Source organism: Pseudomonas fluorescens (assembly GCF_040448305.1).
Lineage (GTDB): Bacteria > Pseudomonadota > Gammaproteobacteria > Pseudomonadales > Pseudomonadaceae > Aquipseudomonas > Aquipseudomonas fluorescens_BH.
The window spans coordinates 507209-525164 of sequence record NZ_CP148752.1; the positions used below are offsets into that span (position 1 = coordinate 507209).

At 60.6% G+C, this 17956-nt stretch carries 15 protein-coding genes and 1 pseudogene; 14 read left to right on the plus strand and 2 right to left on the minus strand.

Features of this window, described 5'->3' with window-relative positions; genetic code table 11:
* From waaC to WHX55_RS02300, 13 genes are all read left to right on the plus strand, one after another.
* On the plus strand, window positions 1-1062 hold the full coding sequence (gene waaC, locus WHX55_RS02240) for a lipopolysaccharide heptosyltransferase I (protein ID WP_353741966.1): 1062 nt from the start codon (window positions 1-3) through the stop codon (window positions 1060-1062).
* Entirely contained in the window at window positions 1062-2183 is a 1122-nt protein-coding gene (locus WHX55_RS02245) for a glycosyltransferase family 4 protein (protein ID WP_150727932.1), read from the plus strand. Before waaC ends, WHX55_RS02245 begins: the two co-directional genes overlap by 1 nt.
* Window positions 2184-2990 (plus strand): lipopolysaccharide core heptose(I) kinase RfaP, encoded by an 807-nt coding sequence (gene rfaP, locus WHX55_RS02250; RefSeq protein ID WP_150754781.1) that lies wholly within the window; start codon window positions 2184-2186, stop codon window positions 2988-2990. It abuts the gene before it with no gap.
* Window positions 2990-3724 (plus strand): lipopolysaccharide kinase InaA family protein, encoded by a 735-nt coding sequence (locus WHX55_RS02255; RefSeq protein WP_150754782.1) that lies wholly within the window; start codon window positions 2990-2992, stop codon window positions 3722-3724. The genes rfaP and WHX55_RS02255 overlap by 1 nt, the downstream gene beginning before the upstream one ends.
* Window positions 3721-4473: a lipopolysaccharide kinase InaA family protein gene (locus WHX55_RS02260; protein ID WP_150754783.1), complete on the plus strand. Its 753-nt coding sequence runs from the start codon at window positions 3721-3723 to the stop codon at window positions 4471-4473. The genes WHX55_RS02255 and WHX55_RS02260 overlap by 4 nt, the downstream gene beginning before the upstream one ends.
* Complete coding sequence (locus tag WHX55_RS02265; protein ID WP_353741967.1) at window positions 4473-5924, plus strand: lipopolysaccharide kinase InaA family protein; 1452 nt, start codon at window positions 4473-4475, stop codon at window positions 5922-5924. The genes WHX55_RS02260 and WHX55_RS02265 overlap by 1 nt, the downstream gene beginning before the upstream one ends.
* A gap of 227 nt (window positions 5925-6151) precedes the next feature.
* Window positions 6152-6487, plus strand: coding sequence for a YceK/YidQ family lipoprotein (locus WHX55_RS02270; RefSeq protein WP_150727927.1), 336 nt, complete (start codon window positions 6152-6154; stop codon window positions 6485-6487).
* A gap of 164 nt (window positions 6488-6651) precedes the next feature.
* Complete coding sequence (locus WHX55_RS02275) at window positions 6652-8409, plus strand: carbamoyltransferase (RefSeq protein WP_150727926.1); 1758 nt, start codon at window positions 6652-6654, stop codon at window positions 8407-8409.
* Window positions 8393-9523: a glycosyltransferase gene (locus tag WHX55_RS02280; protein ID WP_150727925.1), complete on the plus strand. Its 1131-nt coding sequence runs from the start codon at window positions 8393-8395 to the stop codon at window positions 9521-9523. Before WHX55_RS02275 ends, WHX55_RS02280 begins: the two co-directional genes overlap by 17 nt.
* Window positions 9523-10419 (plus strand): antimicrobial resistance protein Mig-14, encoded by an 897-nt coding sequence (locus tag WHX55_RS02285; protein WP_150756755.1) that lies wholly within the window; start codon window positions 9523-9525, stop codon window positions 10417-10419. The genes WHX55_RS02280 and WHX55_RS02285 overlap by 1 nt, the downstream gene beginning before the upstream one ends.
* 8 nt (window positions 10420-10427) lie before the next feature.
* Complete coding sequence (locus tag WHX55_RS02290; RefSeq protein WP_353741968.1) at window positions 10428-11870, plus strand: PIG-L family deacetylase; 1443 nt, start codon at window positions 10428-10430, stop codon at window positions 11868-11870.
* Entirely contained in the window at window positions 11867-13021 is a 1155-nt protein-coding gene (locus WHX55_RS02295; RefSeq protein WP_353741969.1) for a glycosyltransferase family 4 protein, read from the plus strand. The genes WHX55_RS02290 and WHX55_RS02295 overlap by 4 nt, the downstream gene beginning before the upstream one ends.
* On the plus strand, window positions 13018-13902 hold the full coding sequence (locus tag WHX55_RS02300; protein ID WP_223447547.1) for a glycosyltransferase: 885 nt from the start codon (window positions 13018-13020) through the stop codon (window positions 13900-13902). Before WHX55_RS02295 ends, WHX55_RS02300 begins: the two co-directional genes overlap by 4 nt.
* A gap of 3 nt (window positions 13903-13905) precedes the next feature.
* Here WHX55_RS02300 and WHX55_RS02305 read toward each other — a convergent pair.
* Both WHX55_RS02305 and WHX55_RS02310 read right to left on the minus strand, forming a co-directional pair.
* A pseudogene (locus WHX55_RS02305) lies at window positions 13906-14110 on the minus strand (acyltransferase); the annotation flags it as partial.
* Complete coding sequence (locus WHX55_RS02310; RefSeq protein ID WP_353741970.1) at window positions 14110-15972, minus strand: O-antigen ligase family protein; 1863 nt, start codon at window positions 15970-15972, stop codon at window positions 14110-14112. The gene WHX55_RS02310 and the pseudogene WHX55_RS02305, both read right to left, overlap by 1 nt.
* A gap of 154 nt (window positions 15973-16126) precedes the next feature.
* Between WHX55_RS02310 and msbA the strand changes: the two genes are divergently transcribed.
* Window positions 16127-17929 carry a lipid A export permease/ATP-binding protein MsbA gene (gene msbA / locus WHX55_RS02315; RefSeq protein WP_150754792.1) on the plus strand — a complete coding sequence of 601 codons (1803 nt, stop codon included), beginning with the start codon at window positions 16127-16129 and terminating at the stop codon, window positions 17927-17929.
* The last annotated feature ends 27 nt before the right edge of the window (window positions 17930-17956 follow it).

Consider the following 17956-nt stretch of genomic DNA (forward strand, 5'->3'; position numbering starts at 1 on the left):
TTGCGGGTTCTGTTGATCAAGACTTCTTCGCTGGGCGACGTCATTCACGCGTTGCCGGCGTTGACCGACGCGGCACGGGCGATTCCCGGCATCAAATTCGACTGGGTGGTGGAAGAAGGCTTTGCCGAGATCCCGACCTGGCATCCGGCGGTGGGCAAGGTGATTCCGGTGGCGATCCGTCGCTGGCGCAAAAACATCTGGCAGACCATCAAGAGCGGTGAGTGGAAGCGCTTCAAGCAAAGCGTTCGCGCCACCCAATATGACTTGGTGATCGACGCCCAGGGCTTGCTGAAAAGCGCCTGGCTGACCCGTTACGTCAAGGCCCCGGTGGCCGGCCTCGATAAAAACTCGGCGCGCGAGCCCATCGCTGCGCGCTTTTACGATCGACGCCTGGCCGTTGCCCGTGGGCAGCACGCGGTGGAGCGAGTGCGTCAGTTGTTCGCCATCGCGCTGGGCTATGACTTGCCCAAAGGCCTGGGTGACTACGGCTTGAATGTCGAACGCCTGGTGGAATTGCCGCGCAAAAATCCGTACGTGGTGTTTCTGCATGGCACCACCTGGGACACCAAGCACTGGCCCGAAGCCTATTGGCGCGAGCTGACCGAACGGGTCGGCTACCTGGGCGTCGGGGTGAAGTTGCCGTGGGGTAATGCCTTGGAGAAAGCCCGGGCCGAGCGCATCGCTGCCGGTTTCAAACACGCCGAAGTGTTGCCAAAATTGAACCTGGCCGGTGTCGGCAAGGTGCTGGCGGGTGCACAGGCCTGCGTGGCGGTGGACACCGGACTGGGCCATCTGGCCGCCGCACTGGATGTGCCGACGCTGTCGCTGTTCGGCCCGACCAACCCGGGCCTGACCGGCGCCTATGGCAAAGTGCAGATTCACATGGCCAGCGACTTCCCTTGCGCGCCGTGCCTGCAAAAGAAATGCACTTACCAACCGACGGCCGAAGATGGCCGTCAGTTTGACCTGAAACGCGAGTGGCCCCTGTGCTTCACGCGTCTGAATCCCGAGCGTGTCGCCAGCCGACTGAGCACGTTGTTAATGGCTGAGGAGCTGCGCTGATGCAATTGGCATTTGTCCTGTACAAATACTTTCCCTTTGGTGGCTTGCAGCGCGATTTCATGCGCATTGCCCTGGAGTGCCAGAAGCGCGGCCATCAGATTCGCGTCTACACGCTGATCTGGGAAGGCGACGTACCGCCGGGCTTCGAAGTGCTGGTGGCGCCGGTCAAGGCGTTCTTCAACCATCGCCGCAACGAGAAGCTCAGCGAATGGATGGAGGCGGACCTGGCCAAGCGCCCGGTGGACCGCCTGATCGGCTTCAACAAGATGCCGGGCCTGGACGTCTACTACGCCGCCGACGGCTGTTTCGAAGACAAGGCGCAGAACCTGCGTAACTCGCTGTATCGCCGCTGGGGTCGCTATCGCCACTTCGCCGAATACGAGCGGGCGGTGTTCGCCAAAGAGGCGAAGACCGAAGTACTGATGATTTCCGAAGTCCAGCAACCGCTGTTCATCAAGCATTACGACACGCCGCTGGAACGCTTCCACCTGCTGCCGCCGGGCATTGCCCAGGATCGTCGCCGGCCGGCCGATGCCGATGAAATTCGCGCAGGGTTCCGTTCTGAATTCGATCTCAAGGACGACGAACTGCTGCTGGTGCAGATCGGCTCCGGGTTCAAGACCAAGGGCGTGGATCGCAGCCTCAAGGCATTGGCGGCATTGCCCGCTGATCTGAAGAAGCGCACTCGCCTGTTTGTAATCGGCCAGGACGACCCCAAGTTATTCCAGATGCAGAGCGCGACATTGGGGTTGGGCGACAACGTCACCTTCCTCAAGGGGCGCAGCGATATCCCGCGTTTCCTGTTGGGTGCCGACCTGTTGATCCACCCGGCGTACAACGAAAACACCGGCACGGTTTTGCTCGAAGCCCTGGTGGCCGGCCTGCCGGTGCTGGTGAGTGCAGTGTGCGGTTACGCCCATTACATCGCCGAGGCCGATGCGGGCCTGGTGCTGGACGAACCGTTCGATCAGGCACAACTGACGCAGTACCTGACCGGCATGTTGAACGACGCTCAAGCAAGGGCGGCCTGGAGCCGCAATGGTCTGGCCTTCGCCGAAACGGCCGACCTCTACAGCATGCCGCAGCACGCGGCCGATGTGATTCTGGCGGAGCACGCTTAAATGAAGTTGATGCTGGCTGAACCGTTCAAAAGCCTCTGGGCCGGACGCGACCCGTTCGCCGAAGTCGAGGGGCTCAAGGGCGAGGTGTACCGCGAACTGGAAGCGCGCCGGACATTACGCACGGAAGTCGACGGCAACGGGTTTTTCGTGAAAATCCACCGTGGCATCGGCTGGGCCGAAATCTTCAAGAACCTGCTCACTGCCAAGCTTCCTGTACTGGGTGCCGGTCAGGAGTGGAAGGCGATTCAGCGCCTGCAGGAAGCCGGAGTGCCGACCATGACCGCCGTCGCGTATGGCGAAAAGGGCAGCAACCCGGCCGACCAGCACTCGTTCATCGTCACCGAAGAGCTGGCGCCCACGGTCAGCCTCGAAGACTTCAGTATCAACTGGACCCAGCAACCGCCCGAGCCAAAACTCAAGCGCGCGCTGATCGCCGAAGTCGCACGCATGACCGGCATGATGCACCGCGCCGGGGTCAACCACCGCGACTGCTACATCTGCCATTTCCTGCTGCATACCGACAAGCCGGTGACCTTTGATGACTTCAAGCTTTCGGTAATCGACCTGCACCGCGCCCAGACCCGCCCGACGATCACCTCGCGCTGGCGTAACAAGGATCTGGCGGCCCTGTACTTTTCGGCCCTGGACATTGGCCTGACCCGCCGCGACAAGCTGCGTTTCCTCAAGGGCTATTTCCAGCAGCCGCTGCGTCAGATCCTGAGCGAAGAAGCTGGGCTGCTGAGCTGGCTCGACGGCAAGGCCAACAAGCTCTACGAGCGTAAACAGCGATACGGGGATGCGCTCTGATGTCGGGTTGGAAACTGGATCCGGCCTACAGCGAGCTGGCCGATGACTTTGGCAGCCTTGAGGCTGTGTTTGCGCTGCAAGGCGAGCGTTTGACCAGTGACGTGCTCTCGGAGGTCATCCGTGTCGAGCGCAATGGCGTCAACTATTACGTCAAACGGTATGTGGGCGCTGGCAAAGGCTTGCGGCGTTACCTGGGCAAGCCTCGGGTGAAGATGGAATGGCAGAACCTCAAGCGCTTCGCCAAGTGGGGCATCCCCACTGCCGAAGTGGTGGCCTGGGGACTGGAACGACGCGGTGCGGCCTACGCTCGCGGCGCGATGATTACCCGGGAGCTGCCGCGTACCGAAGACTTGTCGGCATTGGCCGAGCGGCGCGATCCGAAATTGTCGGATCGTGCCTGGGTCGATACCGTCAGTCGTCAGCTGGCCCAATACACCCGGACCATGCACGACCACCGCTTCACCCATAATGATTTGAAGTGGCGCAACCTGCTGATCGACGATGAGGCTCGAGTATTTTTGATCGATTGCCCCAACGGCGATTTCTGGCGCGGTTTCTGGCTCAAGTACCGTATTACCAAGGATCTGGCGTGCCTGGACAAGGTCGCCAAGTATCAACTGTCGGCTACCCAGCGCCTGCGCTTTTACCTGCAATACCGCAACCGGACCCGGCTCAATGCTTCGGACAAGAAACGCATCCGGCACGTGGTGAGATTTTTCGAGGGACGCGAATGACTGATTTTCTGGCCGCTGAAGACCGTGCGCTGCTTGAGCGCCATGGCCTCGGCACGTTCGAGGCGCTCTGGGCCAAACAGCTCGATGCGGTGGACGAACCCAACACCGGTCGCGGCGGCTGGAGCAGCGTGTTTCGGCTGGATCTGGAAGGTCATGGTTTCTACCTCAAGCGTCAAAGCAACTACCTGACCCGCACCTTGCGCGCGCCGTTCGGCGAGCCGAGTTTCGCTCGCGAGTTTCGCAACATCTCCCGTTACCGGAAGATGGGCATTCCGGCGCTGCAAGCGGTGTTCTACGGGGAGCGCAAGGTCAATGGCGAGGTCCGCGCGATCCTGCTGACCCGCGCCCTGGACGGTTGGGACGACCTCGACTCGCTGTTGCAGCGCTGGACTCAATTGAGCCCTGAGCAGCACTCGGAAATCCTCAAGGCCAGTGGCGAACTGGCCAGGCAACTGCACGCCGCACGCCAGGTGCATGGTTGTTTCTATCCCAAGCACATTTTCATGCGCGCCACCGGCAATGGCTATCAGGCTCAATTGATAGATCTGGAAAAGACCCGGCCGCTGCTGTACGGGCAGCGTGACCGAATCAAGGACCTGGAACCGCTGACGCGTCGCGCGCCCGAGTGGGGCGAGTCGCAACTGCGGCAATTGCTGGCCGCCTATCTGGATCAACCGCAGGACAGCTCGCTGATCGACAGCTGGCTGCAGCGTTTGACCGCGCGGCGCAGCCAGAAGAGGCCGCGCTGATGCGTTTATCCGAACTGAAGTCTGCCGGCCGCACCCCAAGCTTGCCGTTGAACGTTTCGCTGGCCGACGCCGCCGGCCCCGCCGACTTGCAACTGCTGAGCCTGTTGCGGGTGTTGCCGGGGCAGCGTTATGTCGGTGCTGGCGTCTGGCGTGGCCGGCCGGTGTTGGCCAAATTGCTGGTCGGCAGCAAGGCCGCACGGCATTTTCAGCGTGAGCTGGACGGCGTGCGCCTGCTGTCTGCCCAGGGGCTGACCACGCCGCAGCTGTTGGCTGATGGTCTGAAGGATGGCGAGGGTGGCTGGCTGCTGTTTGATTTCCTTGAGCATGCCGAAAGCCTGGGCGACACCTGGAAGCAGGTTGAGCAGCAGCCCGTACTATCCGATGGACAAGGGGCGGTGCTGGCCGAAGCGTTGGGCGCGATCGGTCAGATGCACCGCAAGGGCCTGTGGCAGGAAGACCTGCACCTGGACAACTTGCTGCGCCAGGGCGGTCGTCTGTACCTGATCGATGGCGCGGGCATCTGCTGTGAGACGCCAGGCCAGCCGCTGTCACGGCAGAAAGTTCTGGAAAACCTCGGGGTGTTCTTCGCCCAGTTGCCGAAGTCGATCGAACCCTTCATTGAAGAGTTGCTGGTGTATTACCTGCTGAGCAACGGCGAGCACGCCTTGCCCATGGAAGCGTTGCAGAAGCAGATCGACAAGGTCCGCAGCTGGCGTCTCAAGGACTTCCTGATCAAGGTCGGCCGCGAGTGCACGCTGTTCAGCGTCCAGCGCGGGGCCTTCGGCTTGCAGGCGATCCGTCGCGAGGAAGTGTCGTCAATGGTGCCTGTGCTGGAGCGGGCCGATGCCTTGCTCGATCAGGGGCATCTGTACAAAACCGGCGGTGCGGCGAGTGTCGGCAAGGTCGAGGTGGATGGCCGCACGCTGGTGATCAAACGCTACAACATCAAGGGTTTTGCCCACTGGCTCAAGCGTTTCTGGCGCCCGAGCCGGGCCTGGCATTCATGGCGCGAAGGCAATCGCCTGGCGTTCCTCGGGATTGCCTCGCCCAAGCCGCTGGCATTGTTGGAAAAGCGTTTTCTATGGCTGCGCAGCCGGGCTTACCTGATCACCGAGTACCTGCCGGGGCCGGACATCATTGAGCGTTTTGCGCCGTATGTTGAGCGTGGCGATGCACCAGAAGCCGAGCTGGTGGCGCTGGATCATCTGTTTGCCGAGTTGATTCGCGAACGCATCAGCCATGGCGACTTCAAGGGGCATAACCTGTTCTGGCAGCAGGATCGCTGGGCGTTGATCGACCTCGATTCGATGTGCCAACACGGCTCCCTCGGCAGCTTCGCCCCGGCGTATGCAAGGGATCGCGCGCGGTTCATGCGCAATTGGCCTGAAGGCAGCGCCCTTTATCAGGTCATTGATCGGCGGTTGCCGAAGGACATCTCCAGCGCTGGCTGAATCCTTTTCGCGAGCAGGCTCGCTCCCACAGGGATTGGTGGTGAACACAAAACCTGTGAACACCTCAGTCCAAATGTGGGAGCGAGCCTGCTCGCGAAGAGGCCCGCAAGGCCAACCAGAAAAGCAGACAGGTTCTTGTGAACCGTCCTACGCGATCTTCGGAAGTCATGACCTGTGGCCCGAATCGCCCCGATGCTAGTTTGCCTGACGTTCTCGGAGGTCAGGCTGTGACGATCAAAATGGCAGTTTCATTGGGTGTTTTATCAGTGTCGCTAATGGGCTGCGGAACCGCCGCCACCGTCCTGCAGGATGAAGCCGACGCAGCGCAGGGGCTGCGCCGGCAAAAGACCTATTGCCAGTCCATTCCCCGGGTCTACAGCGGCCTGGCTTACGACTTCTGTGTATTAAATGCGCCGCCAGACCCTACGGGTTTCCTTGTACCACTCATATTGGTGGACCTGGCCCTGTCTGGCGCGCTGGATACCGTTGTCTTGCCATACACGATTTACCGGCAAAGCGTGGACGGCAATATTTCCATCTATTGGCGACCTGCGCGCGGATAAAAATGCCGCGAGGTTCCCGCCGCAGTTGCTGGCCGCTTGCGGCTAGAGGCTTGCCGCTGCTTTTACGCTATAATCCCGCCCTTTAGCTGTCTCTCGCCCCTTGCGAGGGCACATTAATTTTGAGGCGCTTGCGCCTGCATGCAGACTAAAGAGGCTAGACCCCTGTGGCATTGACGATTCTTGGCCTGTCCGGCGCCCTTAGCCATGATCCTTCCGCAGCCCTGTATATCGACGGCAAGCTGGTCGCGGCGGCTGAAGAGGAGCGCTTCGTACGCGATAAACATGCAAAGAACCGCATGCCCTACGAATCGGCGAAATTCTGCCTGGAACAGGCCGGTATCAAGCCGTCCGATGTCGACGTGGTAGCGATTCCATTCGCACCGATCAGCCTGTTCGGCAAGGCCCGCTGGCAGTACGCCAAGCGTTACTGGTACGCCCCGGACCGTGCACTCGACGCGATCCTGATGGGCAACCGTCGCTACAAGCGCTATCGCAACAAGATCGTCTGGTGCCTGGAGCAACTGGGTTTTGATCCGAAGAAGATCAAGATCGAGCCGGTCGAACACCACCTGGCCCACGCCTCCAGCGCTTATCACTGCTCCGGTTTCAAAGAGAAAACCGCGATCCTGGGCATCGACGGCAAGGGCGAGTACGCCACGACTTTCTTCGGTTATGGCGAAAACGGCAAGATCCACAAGATCAAGGAATTCTTCGATCCGGACTCCCTCGGCGGCCTGTATGGTGCGATCACCGAGTTCCTCGGCTTCGATATGCTTGACGGTGAGTTCAAGGTCATGGGCATGGCGCCGTACGGCGACGCCAGCAAATACGATTTCTCGCGCCTGGCCTCGTTCGAAAACGGCGAGCTGGTGATCAACACCGACTACGCCAACGTCATCGGCCTGCGTCGCTACAAAGAGAAGGGCAAGGGTTACTACTTCTCGCCGAAGCTGATCGAGTGGCTGGGTCCCAAGCGCGAAGGCGACATCGCCGATGAGCCTTACATCCACTATGCCGCCAGCATTCAAGCGCTGTTCGAAAAAATTTCGCTGCAGATGATCGACCACTACCTGGGCGACGTGCTCAAGGAAACCGGCAAGCTGGCCTACGCCGGTGGCTGTGCGTTGAACGTCAAGCTCAACCAGAAAATCATTGCCCGTGACGACGTCAAAGAGCTGTTCGTACAGCCTGCGTCCGGCGACGCCGGTACCGCAGTCGGCGCGGCGGCGTATGTGTCCCACGCCCGTGGCGTACCGGTCGAGAAGATGGAGCACGTCTACCTCGGCCCGTCGTACAGCAACGAAGACGTGATCGCGGCCTGCGCCCGTCACGAGAATAAACCGACCTGGCGCAAGCTCGACAACATGCCGGAGCAGATCGCCAAAATCATGGTCGATGGCAACCCGGTGGCCTGGTTCCAGGGCCGCATGGAGTTTGGTCCGCGCGCCTTGGGCGGTCGTTCGATCATCGGTTGCCCGAGCATTGCGGGCGTGGCTGACCGGATCAACCACCAGATCAAGTTCCGCGAGCGCTGGAGGCCTTTCTGCCCGTCGATGCTCGACACCGTGGCGCCGCAGATGATCAAGATCGATCACCCGGCTCCGTTCATGACCTTCACCTTCGAAGTGGCGGAAGAGTGGAAGACCCGCGTGCCGGAAGTTGTCCATGAAGACGGAACCTCCCGCGCCCAGGTGCTCAAGCGCGAATACAACCCGCGCTACTACGACATGATGAAAGCGCTGGAAGTGCTCACCGGCAACGGCGTGTCGCTCAACACCTCGCTCAACCGTCGCGGCGAACCAATGATCTGCTCGCCGACCGATGCGCTGAACATGTTCTTCGGTTCGGATCTACAGTATCTGATCATGGAAGACATTCTGGTGGTCAAAGAGGGCGCGAACGCCTATGACACGTTCGGCTGAACGTCATGTGCTGCAGTTCTGCCACGGCTATGACGGGCCGTTCCTGGACTGCGCACGGCAGTACGCCAGCCTGTTCGCGGGGACCGGTTATCGAGTGACCACGGTGTTTCTCACCGGGGTTGCCGATGCCGAAGTCGCCGCGGGTTGTGCTTCCGATGAAGTGCTGTTCATGGAGTACAGCTCCAAGGCCATTCGTGGCCTGAAGCTGGGGGCCATCGGCGATCTGCGCAAGATCGCCGCGTCGCGCAACTTCAGTTTCTGCGTCGCCCACCGCTTCAAGCCGATCTATATCGCCTTGCTCGGCACGTCGTTGCCGGTGATTGGCGTGCATCACGCTTTTGACGATTACAAACGTGGCAGCCGCAAACTGTTCGCGCATATATTCCGCAAGCGTCTGAGTTTGCTCGGCGTGTCCGACGCCGTGCGCGACGACATGCGCCAATGCCTGCCGAAGTGGCCGGCTTCGCGGATCCAGACCTTGTACAACCGTATCGACGTGGACGCCTTGCAGGCGACCCAGGTGTCGGCTCGCGAGGCCCGGGAAACCCTCGGTTTGGCGGCAGATGCGTGGATCGTCGGCAACGTCGGACGACTGCATCCGGATAAGGACCAGGCCACATTGCTGCAGGGTTTCGCCGAGGCGTTGCCGGGGTTGCCGGCCAACAGCCAGCTGGTGATTCTCGGCAAGGGGCGCCTGGAGGAGAACCTCAAGGCACAGGCCCGGGAGCTGGGCATCGGAGACCGGGTTCTGTTCCTCGGTCAGGTGCCGGATGCGCGTAACTACTTCCGGGCCTTCGACGTATTCGCCTTGAGTTCCGATCACGAACCGTTCGGCATGGTGCTGCTGGAGGCCATGGCCGCTGGCGTTCCCTTGCTGGCCACAGCGTGCGGTGGAGCGAAAGAGGTGGTCGAAGGCGTGGGCATCCTGTTCCCGTTGGGCGATGCCGAGCGTCTGGCCCAAGGGCTGCAACATCTGGTCGGCATGGATGATCAGCAGCGCCGGCAGTGTGCCGAGTTGATGCTCGAGCGCTTGCGCGAACGCTTCTCCGATCGCGCAGTGCGCGATGCTTTCTGGCACTTGCCGCACGTTACCGAACTGGCACAGAGGGGCTGATGCTCAACCGATTTCAAGGCTGGCGCGAGCGTGGCTGGGCGGTAGTCGACGCCTCGACTTACGCCGAAACCTGGCAGCGTTATGGCGGCAGCGTCGCGACTCATCCCGTGGTGGTCGAGCGGCTGGCGCAACTGGCCGACATTCCGGTGCGTTACCTGGCCTGGGTGCAGGGTGATGAGGTCAAGGCGGCGATCCCGACCTGGGGCCGCGACCTGGCCTTGTCCAAGGACGTGCTCAAGCGACGCGGCAAGAAAGGTCTGTTCGACCTGGGCAACGCCGAGATCATCCTGCCGGCCGCTGCCGATACCCAGGCGCCTTTGCGCCATCGTGCGCGGTATCTGTCGGCGCTGAACGAAGGCCGTTTCACTGGCATCAAGTTGCAAACCGAACAACTGGCCATGGCCCGCACACCCGAAGAACTGTCGAAAAAATTTCGCTATAACCAACGCCGCGAATTGCGCTTGCTGGAAGAGGCTGGTGGCGTGGTGCGGCCGGTGTCCGAATTTTCCAGCACTGAGCTGGCGGCGATTTACTGCGACCTGTTCCAGCGCCGCTGGGGCTTCCCGGCGACGGGTGCCGAACGCATGGCCGAGGTCATCGAGTTGCTGCGCGAGTTGCTGATCGGCTCGGTGATTTTCCTCAACGATGCGCCGATTGCGATTCAACTGGTGTACCGCGTCGAAACCCCGCAGTGGATCAGCGTCGAGTACATCAACGGCGGAGTCGATCCCGAAACTCGCGAGTTCAGCCCCGGCAGCGTGCTGAGTTTCCTCAATACGCAAAGCGCCTGGGAGCATGCCCGGGCGCAGGACAAACCGTTGCGCTTTTCCTTCGGTCGCGCCGACCGTGAATACAAGGATCGCTGGTGCAACCCCGTGCCGGTCTTCACCGTATGAGCCAAGCCATGAGCCGCAAACAGCAACTGCTCAAGCGCCATCGGCGCAATAAACGTATCGGCCTGCTGATTGCGTTGGTGCTGTTGATCGTCATCGGTGTGCTGGTGGCCTGGTGGTTGCCGCTGGTGCTGGCGGTTCTGGGCTGGATTGCCCATGAAGCCTGGTTTGCCGACCATCTGTTCTACTCACCGAAAGACGATTACCAGTACAGCTTTCCCCCCTACACGCCCCAGCCCAAGGTGCACCTGAACGGTGAACAGTTGCGGCTGGACGAGGGCGTGATGCTGGTCGACGACGCGACGCTGGTGCTGGCCCTGCGGGTAAAAAGCACCTGGCTGGGTCGTTTTTTCGATCCGGTGGTCGAGTTGGCAGGGGGCGAAAACCCGGACCGACAAACCTTCGAACGGGGCGTAAACGGCCTGCGTTACCTCAATCTCAGTGGTCAGGCTCAGGCGCTGTCCCGTGGTGACCTGCGCTTGCGCGGGCGTTTCTGTCGGGTGTTCGGTGAGCCTGTGCTGTGGGCGCTGGAACATCCGGATTACCGGCGTCAGCGGGTGATGGTTATCGCACCCCACGCCGATGACGCCGAGCTGGCGGCCTACGGTTTGTACAGCCAGGCCGACGAAACCTGGATCGTCACGCTGACAGCGGGCGAAATCGAAGCCGAACACTATCGGCAGATGGGCCTGAACAAGGTCGATGCAGCCCGCTTGAAAGGCCGTCTGCGTACCTGGGACAGCATCGCGGTGCCACGTTGGGCCGGTGTCCCCGAGGCCCGTTGCGTACAGCTGGGTTATTTCTGCCTGCAACTGGCGAGCATGCAGGCCGCGCCTGCGGTGGCGGCGGGATCGCGGGAAGCTGACCTGAGCGACACCCGGTTGTTCCGTCAGTTGAATCCTTTCGCGCTGCCCGGTGATGCCGATGGCGCGCCGACCTGGAACAACCTGCTGGCGGATCTGCGTGAGTTGCTGCTGCTGGCCCGACCCGAAGTTATCGTCCTGCCGCATCCGACCCTGGATCCGCATCCCGATCATATCTGCGCCCAGGCAGCAGTCCTCGAAGCCTTGCAAGGCCTGGACTGGCAGCCGACCACGCTATTGGGCTATGCCAACCACCTGCACGACAACGACCGCTGGCCGATGGGCGATACCGGTGATGGCATCGCCTTGCCGCCTGCCTTCGATCCGGCCCAACCGATGCAGCCTTATTGCCTGCCCTTGCCGCTGGAGCAACAGCGAGACAAGGCCATGGCGTTGGGCATGATGCACGACCTGCAGCCGGCGATGCCGTTCAAGCGTCGCTTGCGTCGGTTGATACAACGCGTGTTGGCCGGCCGGTTGCCGCCCACCTATGGCGAGAACGAATTCTTTCGCAAGGCAGTCCGGCGCCACGAGCTTTTGTGGTCCCTCAAGCACACACCAGGCAACGTTTCTCAGCGGGGAGAGTTATGAGTCAGCGGTCAAAGGTCCTGCAACTGCAGCCTGACTACAACGTCAAAGCCCATGATTTCGCCGACCTCGCGGAGCAAATCGTCAAGGCCCTGCCCAGTGATCGCTATGAAGTGACCGCTGCGTTTTTGCGCGGCAAACCCGGGCCGGGCGAAGCGGTGAGCCGAGCCGACCGTTCGGTGTACTTCGAATTTTCCGACAAGTCCCTCAAGGGCATGCGCCTGCGGGCCATGTGGCAGCTGTACAAGTTCTGCCGTCGGGAAAAATTCGATGTGGTGATCTGCAACCGCTTCAAGCCGGTGAACATGATGCTGGCGCTCAACCGCTGGTTGAAAGTGCCGTTGTGCATCGGTATTTCCCACGGCTTTGGCGAGTACGACCGTTTTTACCGGCGCCGCCAGACCCAGCGCCTGATCGATCGTCACTGGCGCTTCGTTGGTGTGTCGCCAGCGGTGAAACAGTATCTGCTGGACTGTGACTGCGGCTTCACCGACCAGAACACCTACGCCATCACCAATGCCATCGACATCGAGCAAGCCGAAGGTCTGCAACACAGTCGTGAAAAGGCCCGTGAACTGTTGGGCATCGATCCATCGGTGCGGCTGATCGGTGCGTTGGGGCGACTGGTGCCGGTCAAGGGTCATATCTATTTGCTGCAGGCCTTCGCCGCACTCAAGGACAAATACCCCAATACCCAGCTGGCGATCATCGGTGCCGGCCGCGAGGAGTCGCGTCTGGCGGCGGAAATCGACCGCCTCGGCCTCAGCGGTCGCGCCCATTTGCTGGGGTTCAAGGAAATTGCCCTGCAGTACATTCGCGCTTTCGATATCTGGACCATGCCTTCTTTGGCCGAAGGTCTCGGGCTGGCGCTGCTCGAAGGCATGAGCGGGCATTTGCCGGTGATCGCCTCGAACGTGCCGGCCATGTTGCCGCTCATCGAGGGGGCCGGCGGCCTGGCGATTACGCCGAAGGATGTGCCGACGCTGCAGGCGGCGCTGGACACTTACCTCGGGTTGTCGGATGACGAGCTCAAGGCCAAGGGCGAGCAGTCCTTCCGTTATTTGCAGCAACACCATGACATCGAGGAGTTCCGTCGCGAATACCTCAATCTGATCGACTCCGGCCTGGAACAGGCCCGCAAGGAACAGCCATGAACGACGCGCAACCCATCGTCACGGTCATTATCGCGTCGTACAACCACGCCGCTTACATCGAGGAAAGCATTCTCAGCGTCCTCAACCAGACCTACCAGAATATTGAGTTGCTGGTGGTCGACGATGGCTCGAAAGATGACAGCGTCGAGCGGATCAAGGCGTTGCAGGCCATCCATGGTTTCGACTTCCGGGTCCAGGAAAACCAGGGGCTGACTAACACCCTCAACGGTGCGATTGCCCGGGCCAAGGGCAGCCTGATCGTGCCATTCGGTTCGGATGACATCATGCTGCCGGAGCGAATCGCCACCCAGGTCGCGCATATGGACGGCAAGCCCGAGGTCGGCATTTGCGCGGGTAACATCGAGCTGATCGATGCCGACGGCAACCTCTACCCGGAGAAGCGCCAGCGCCGGGATGTGCCGTTCCGTCGCCTGGACTTCGATGACATGTTCCTGGAGCGCAAGCCCTATCCTCCGGCTCCCACCCTGATGATCCGTCGCGAAGCACTGGAGAAGGTGGGCGGTTTCGACCCGACCATTCGCCTGGAAGACTTGCTGATCGAGCTGAAGGTGACCCATGCCGGTTACTTCATCGACGGTCTGGGCGTGTTGATGGCGCGTTATCGCAAGCACGCCACCAACTCCTACAAGAACCACCGCTTCATGATCGACAGCATCCTGCGCACCTACGCGCTCTTCAGCGATCACCCGCTGTATGACGAGGTGCGCTACAAGTTTCTCAATTCCATGTTCCTCAAGACCGCCAACCGTGATCGCAAGCTGGCGCGGGAGTTGCTGGCGCAGATTCCGTTCAAGGCCTGGAACAAGAAAACCTGGCGTGGGTTGGGCCGGATGTATTTCTCACGGCTGGAGAAAGACTGAGCCAACGCCGGTTTGCAGAAAGATCCAGGTAATGATCGAGTAGTACACGAACACGCCGAAAGCCAGATACTCGCGTAAGCCGTCGATGCCCGCAAAGCGGCTTTCACCGGAATGCTCCAACTGCCGAGTGAGTCTCGGCATGCTGCGCAGCGATCGCGATGGCGAGCCGGTAGGCCGTCATCGCGATAAGCGGGTTGGTTTCTATCATCAGTGAGCCTGGGCTGGAGGACTCCCGGCCAGCACGTGCCTGTGCAAATTATCCACGTCGGCTTTCGAAGCCGCCGCGGCGTATCCTTGCAGCAGCGCTTCGAAGTGATCCTCGAACAGCCAGCGCCGATCTTCTGCGTAGCGCTGCATGTGGCGCAGATTACGCCGACGCAGGGAAGGGCTCAATGATGAAGGGTAAGTTCGCAGGTCGGCCAGATCGATCAGGCCGAACTCGCCGTCCTCCAGCACCAGCACATTGCCCAGGTGCAGGGAGCGGAAGTAGACCCCTTGCTGATGCAGTTGAGCCATGAATTTGCCGAAGCGCTCCACCAGTGCCTGGCGCACCGCCGGGGCGGTGATGCCTTGCAGGATCTGGCGCAGCGTGTTGCCCGGCAACGGAGAGTAGTGCACAGCGGTGCTGCCGTCTTCGAACCGGTAGAGGTCGAGGATGTGCGGTGTCGGGATGCCCATGTTGCGCAGTTGCACGCTGTTGATGGCAAAGCGATCGGAATAGGGCGTGAAACTTCCCGAGGTATACCAGCGGCGGCGGCGGAACAGCTTGAGAAAGCTGCCATCGCTCAGGCGCAGGACTTTGGGGCCCAGACCATCCTCTTCGATGATCCGGGCATCGGCAGTCAGCTGTTGCAGGGCGCTAGGTGTCGCGGTTTTGATCGGCGTGTCCAGCAGGCGCCGGGCCCGTTGATTGATGCTCAATGCGGCAATCAGCGCCAAGGGGATCCACAGCAGGAACCAGTGCTCCTTGGGGCGAGAGATGATCCCGCCACCTTCCGTCAGGCCTGCGCCGATACCGAAGGCCAGCCAGGCTGAGGCAATGACAAACAGCGGTTGCACGCGATGGCGCCAGCTACTGATGAAGCTCCACGCGAGGAAGAACAGCCATGGCAGCAGACCGATAATGCCAACGTAGTAGAGCACGCCCAGGGCAAAGCTATGGGGTTCCTGAAGGCTGTAGCCGGCACCGGGGTCCAGGGTCAGTCTGGCGTTGTAGCCGTGCCCGATCCATGGGTGCTCAGCGATCCTGCCCAGGGTCAATTGCCAGAGCTCGATGCGGAAGGAACTGCCTCTTTCGATGATCTTGTCCGCAAACAACGCGAAAGTCGCCGTACCGGCGATGAACATGGTGCCAAGCATGAAGACCGAGCGTCGATTCCAGCAGATGAAACACAGCCATAGCGCAGCCAGCGTCAGTGCAACCAGTGGGGTCCTGGAACCGGTGGCCAGCACTGTGGCGAACATGATCGCCATCGCCGGTATGCTCAACCAAAGTATCTGGCGTCGCCTGCAGGTCATGCTCAGGCTCAGCCAGTAGGTACAGAAGAAGCCGAATAGGTGGGAACTGAGCAGTGGATTGTCGAAAGCGCCCACACCGATCAGACGCATTTCCGGTTGGTAGAACTGGTCGAACCTGTACAGGTTGTAGGTAGAGACGACCAGCGCCACCGTCGCGGCGCAGAACAGCAGGGGCTGGATGATTTCGCTGCGATAGCGCACCAGCAGGTAGCAGCCAACGAACAGCATCAGGGTATGCAATGACGGTTTGAAATGACCAGGTTCGATGTCGTCGCCCGGCCCCCAGCACAGGCTGAGCAGTGCCCACGCCACAAACAACAGAGCTGCGATGACGATCGGTTCGTGCAGCAGTTCTTTGCTGAGCTGCGGTCGCAGGCACAGTGCAATCAGTGCCGGTATGCTGAACAGACCATAGTAAAGCTTGTGAAGCACACTGCGCCCCGGCAGGAAAAACAGCGCGCAAAGCAGCAATAAATAACCGAGCGGAAGGATCCACAGACAAATGAAATCGAAGATTCTATTGGACGTGCTGTTCAAAGCGTTTAATTGCATGCTGAGTAACTTATTCCTGAATTGAGCGACCATAACAAGGCAGGGACATCTGGTGGCTATTTGACGCGCCACAATACACAGACTGTATGCGATTGCCAGAACCCTGGGGAAGCTGTGGTAAAGTCAGCGTCCTTTTCATCGACATTCGCGTGATATGACCGACTCCAGTCTCTGCGCAAGCCCATCGAGCTTGAAAATCTACTTCCGCCTGCTCGGCTATGTCCGGCCGTACATCAGCCTGTTCCTGATCAGCATCGTCGGTTTTCTGATTTTCGCTTCGACGCAGCCAATGCTGGGCTACATCCTCAAGTACTTCGTCGACGGTCTATCCAACCCTGAAGCGGTGCTGTTTCCAACCGTGCCCTACCTGCGGGATCTGCAACTGCTGCAAGCGGTGCCATTGTTGATCATCCTCATCGCCGCGTGGCAGGGGTTGGGGTCGTACCTGGGCAACTACTTCCTGGCCAAGGTTTCCCTGGGTCTGGTCCATGACTTGCGGGTCCAGTTGTTCAACAACCTGCTGGTGCTGCCAAACCGGTATTTCGACAAGCATAACTCGGGGCACCTGATTTCACGTATCACCTTCAACGTGACCATGGTCACGGGGGCGGCAACAGATGCGATCAAGGTCGTAATCCGTGAAGGCATGACGGTGATCTTCCTGTTTGCCTCGCTGTTGTACATGAACTGGCGTCTGACGCTGGTCATGGTCGCCATCCTGCCGCTGATCGCCCTCATGGTGCGCACGGCCAGCAAGAAATTCCGCAAGCAGAGCAAGAAAATCCAGCTGGCCATGGGGGACGTGACGCATGTGGCGTCCGAAACGATCCAGGGCTATCGCGTGGTGCGCAGCTTCGGCGGTGAAAAATACGAAGAGAAACGTTTCTTCGATGCCAGCCAGGGCAACACCGACAAGCAATTGCGCATGACCCGCACCGGCGCCATCTACACGCCGCTGCTGCAACTGGTGATCTACACCGCCATGGCTGTGCTGATGTTCCTGGTGCTGTTCCTGCGGGGCGACGCGTCCGCCGGCGACATGGTGGCCTACATCACCCTGGCCGGTCTGCTGCCCAAGCCGATTCGCCAGCTGTCCGAAGTCAGCTCGACCATCCAGAAAGGTGTGGCCGGCGCTGAAAGTATCTTCGAACAACTGGATGTCCAGCCTGAAGTCGATACCGGCACCGTCGAGCGTGATGTCGTCAGCGGTCGCCTGGACGTGCGCAACCTCAGCTTTACCTACCCTGACACCGAGCGTCAGGTGCTCAATGACATCAGTTTCTCGGTCGAGCCCGGGCAAATGGTGGCGCTGGTGGGACGTTCGGGCAGCGGCAAGTCGACCCTGGCCAACCTGATTCCGCGTTTCTATCACCACGACAAGGGCGAAATCCTCATCGATGGCGTCGAAGTGGAACAGTACAAGCTGTTGAACCTGCGCAAACACATCGCCCAGGTGACCCAGCACGTGACCCTGTTCAGCGACACCGTGGCCAACAACATCGCTTACGGCGACTTGGCCGGCGCACCCCGCGAAGACATTGAAAAGGCGGCCAAAGATGCCTACGCGATGGACTTCATTGCCCAATTGCCCGAAGGCCTGGACACCCAGGTTGGGGAAAACGGCGTGCTGCTGTCCGGTGGCCAGCGCCAGCGCCTGGCGATTGCCCGGGCACTGTTGAAGAATGCTCCGCTGCTGATTCTCGATGAGGCGACTTCGGCACTCGATACCGAGTCCGAGCGGCATATCCAGGCAGCCCTGGATCAGGTCATGAAAGGTCGTACCACGCTGGTGATCGCTCACCGCCTGTCGACCATCGAAAAGGCCGACCTGATCCTGGTCATGGATCAGGGGAAAATCGTCGAGCGCGGCACCCATGAACAACTGCTGGCGCAAAACGGCTACTACTCGCGCCTCAACGCGATGGGCCTCGACGCCCCGGCCGAAGACATCGCCTGACCCCGAAAGGGCGAGCCTGGCTCGCCC

Coding starts and splice junctions, on each gene's coding strand:
- WHX55_RS02245 (WP_150727932.1), top strand. CDS start 1,062: ATGCAATTGGCATTTGTCCTGTACAAATACTTTCCCTTTGGTGGCTTG.
- WHX55_RS02290 (WP_353741968.1), top strand. CDS start 10,428: ATGAGCCGCAAACAGCAACTGCTCAAGCGCCATCGGCGCAATAAACGT.
- WHX55_RS02300 (WP_223447547.1), top strand. CDS start 13,018: ATGAACGACGCGCAACCCATCGTCACGGTCATTATCGCGTCGTACAAC.
- msbA (WP_150754792.1), top strand. CDS start 16,127: ATGACCGACTCCAGTCTCTGCGCAAGCCCATCGAGCTTGAAAATCTAC.
- WHX55_RS02260 (WP_150754783.1), top strand. CDS start 3,721: ATGACTGATTTTCTGGCCGCTGAAGACCGTGCGCTGCTTGAGCGCCAT.
- WHX55_RS02265 (WP_353741967.1), top strand. CDS start 4,473: ATGCGTTTATCCGAACTGAAGTCTGCCGGCCGCACCCCAAGCTTGCCG.
- WHX55_RS02280 (WP_150727925.1), top strand. CDS start 8,393: ATGACACGTTCGGCTGAACGTCATGTGCTGCAGTTCTGCCACGGCTAT.
- WHX55_RS02310 (WP_353741970.1), bottom strand. CDS start 15,972: ATGCAATTAAACGCTTTGAACAGCACGTCCAATAGAATCTTCGATTTC.
- rfaP (WP_150754781.1), top strand. CDS start 2,184: ATGAAGTTGATGCTGGCTGAACCGTTCAAAAGCCTCTGGGCCGGACGC.
- WHX55_RS02285 (WP_150756755.1), top strand. CDS start 9,523: ATGCTCAACCGATTTCAAGGCTGGCGCGAGCGTGGCTGGGCGGTAGTC.
- WHX55_RS02295 (WP_353741969.1), top strand. CDS start 11,867: ATGAGTCAGCGGTCAAAGGTCCTGCAACTGCAGCCTGACTACAACGTC.
- WHX55_RS02255 (WP_150754782.1), top strand. CDS start 2,990: ATGTCGGGTTGGAAACTGGATCCGGCCTACAGCGAGCTGGCCGATGAC.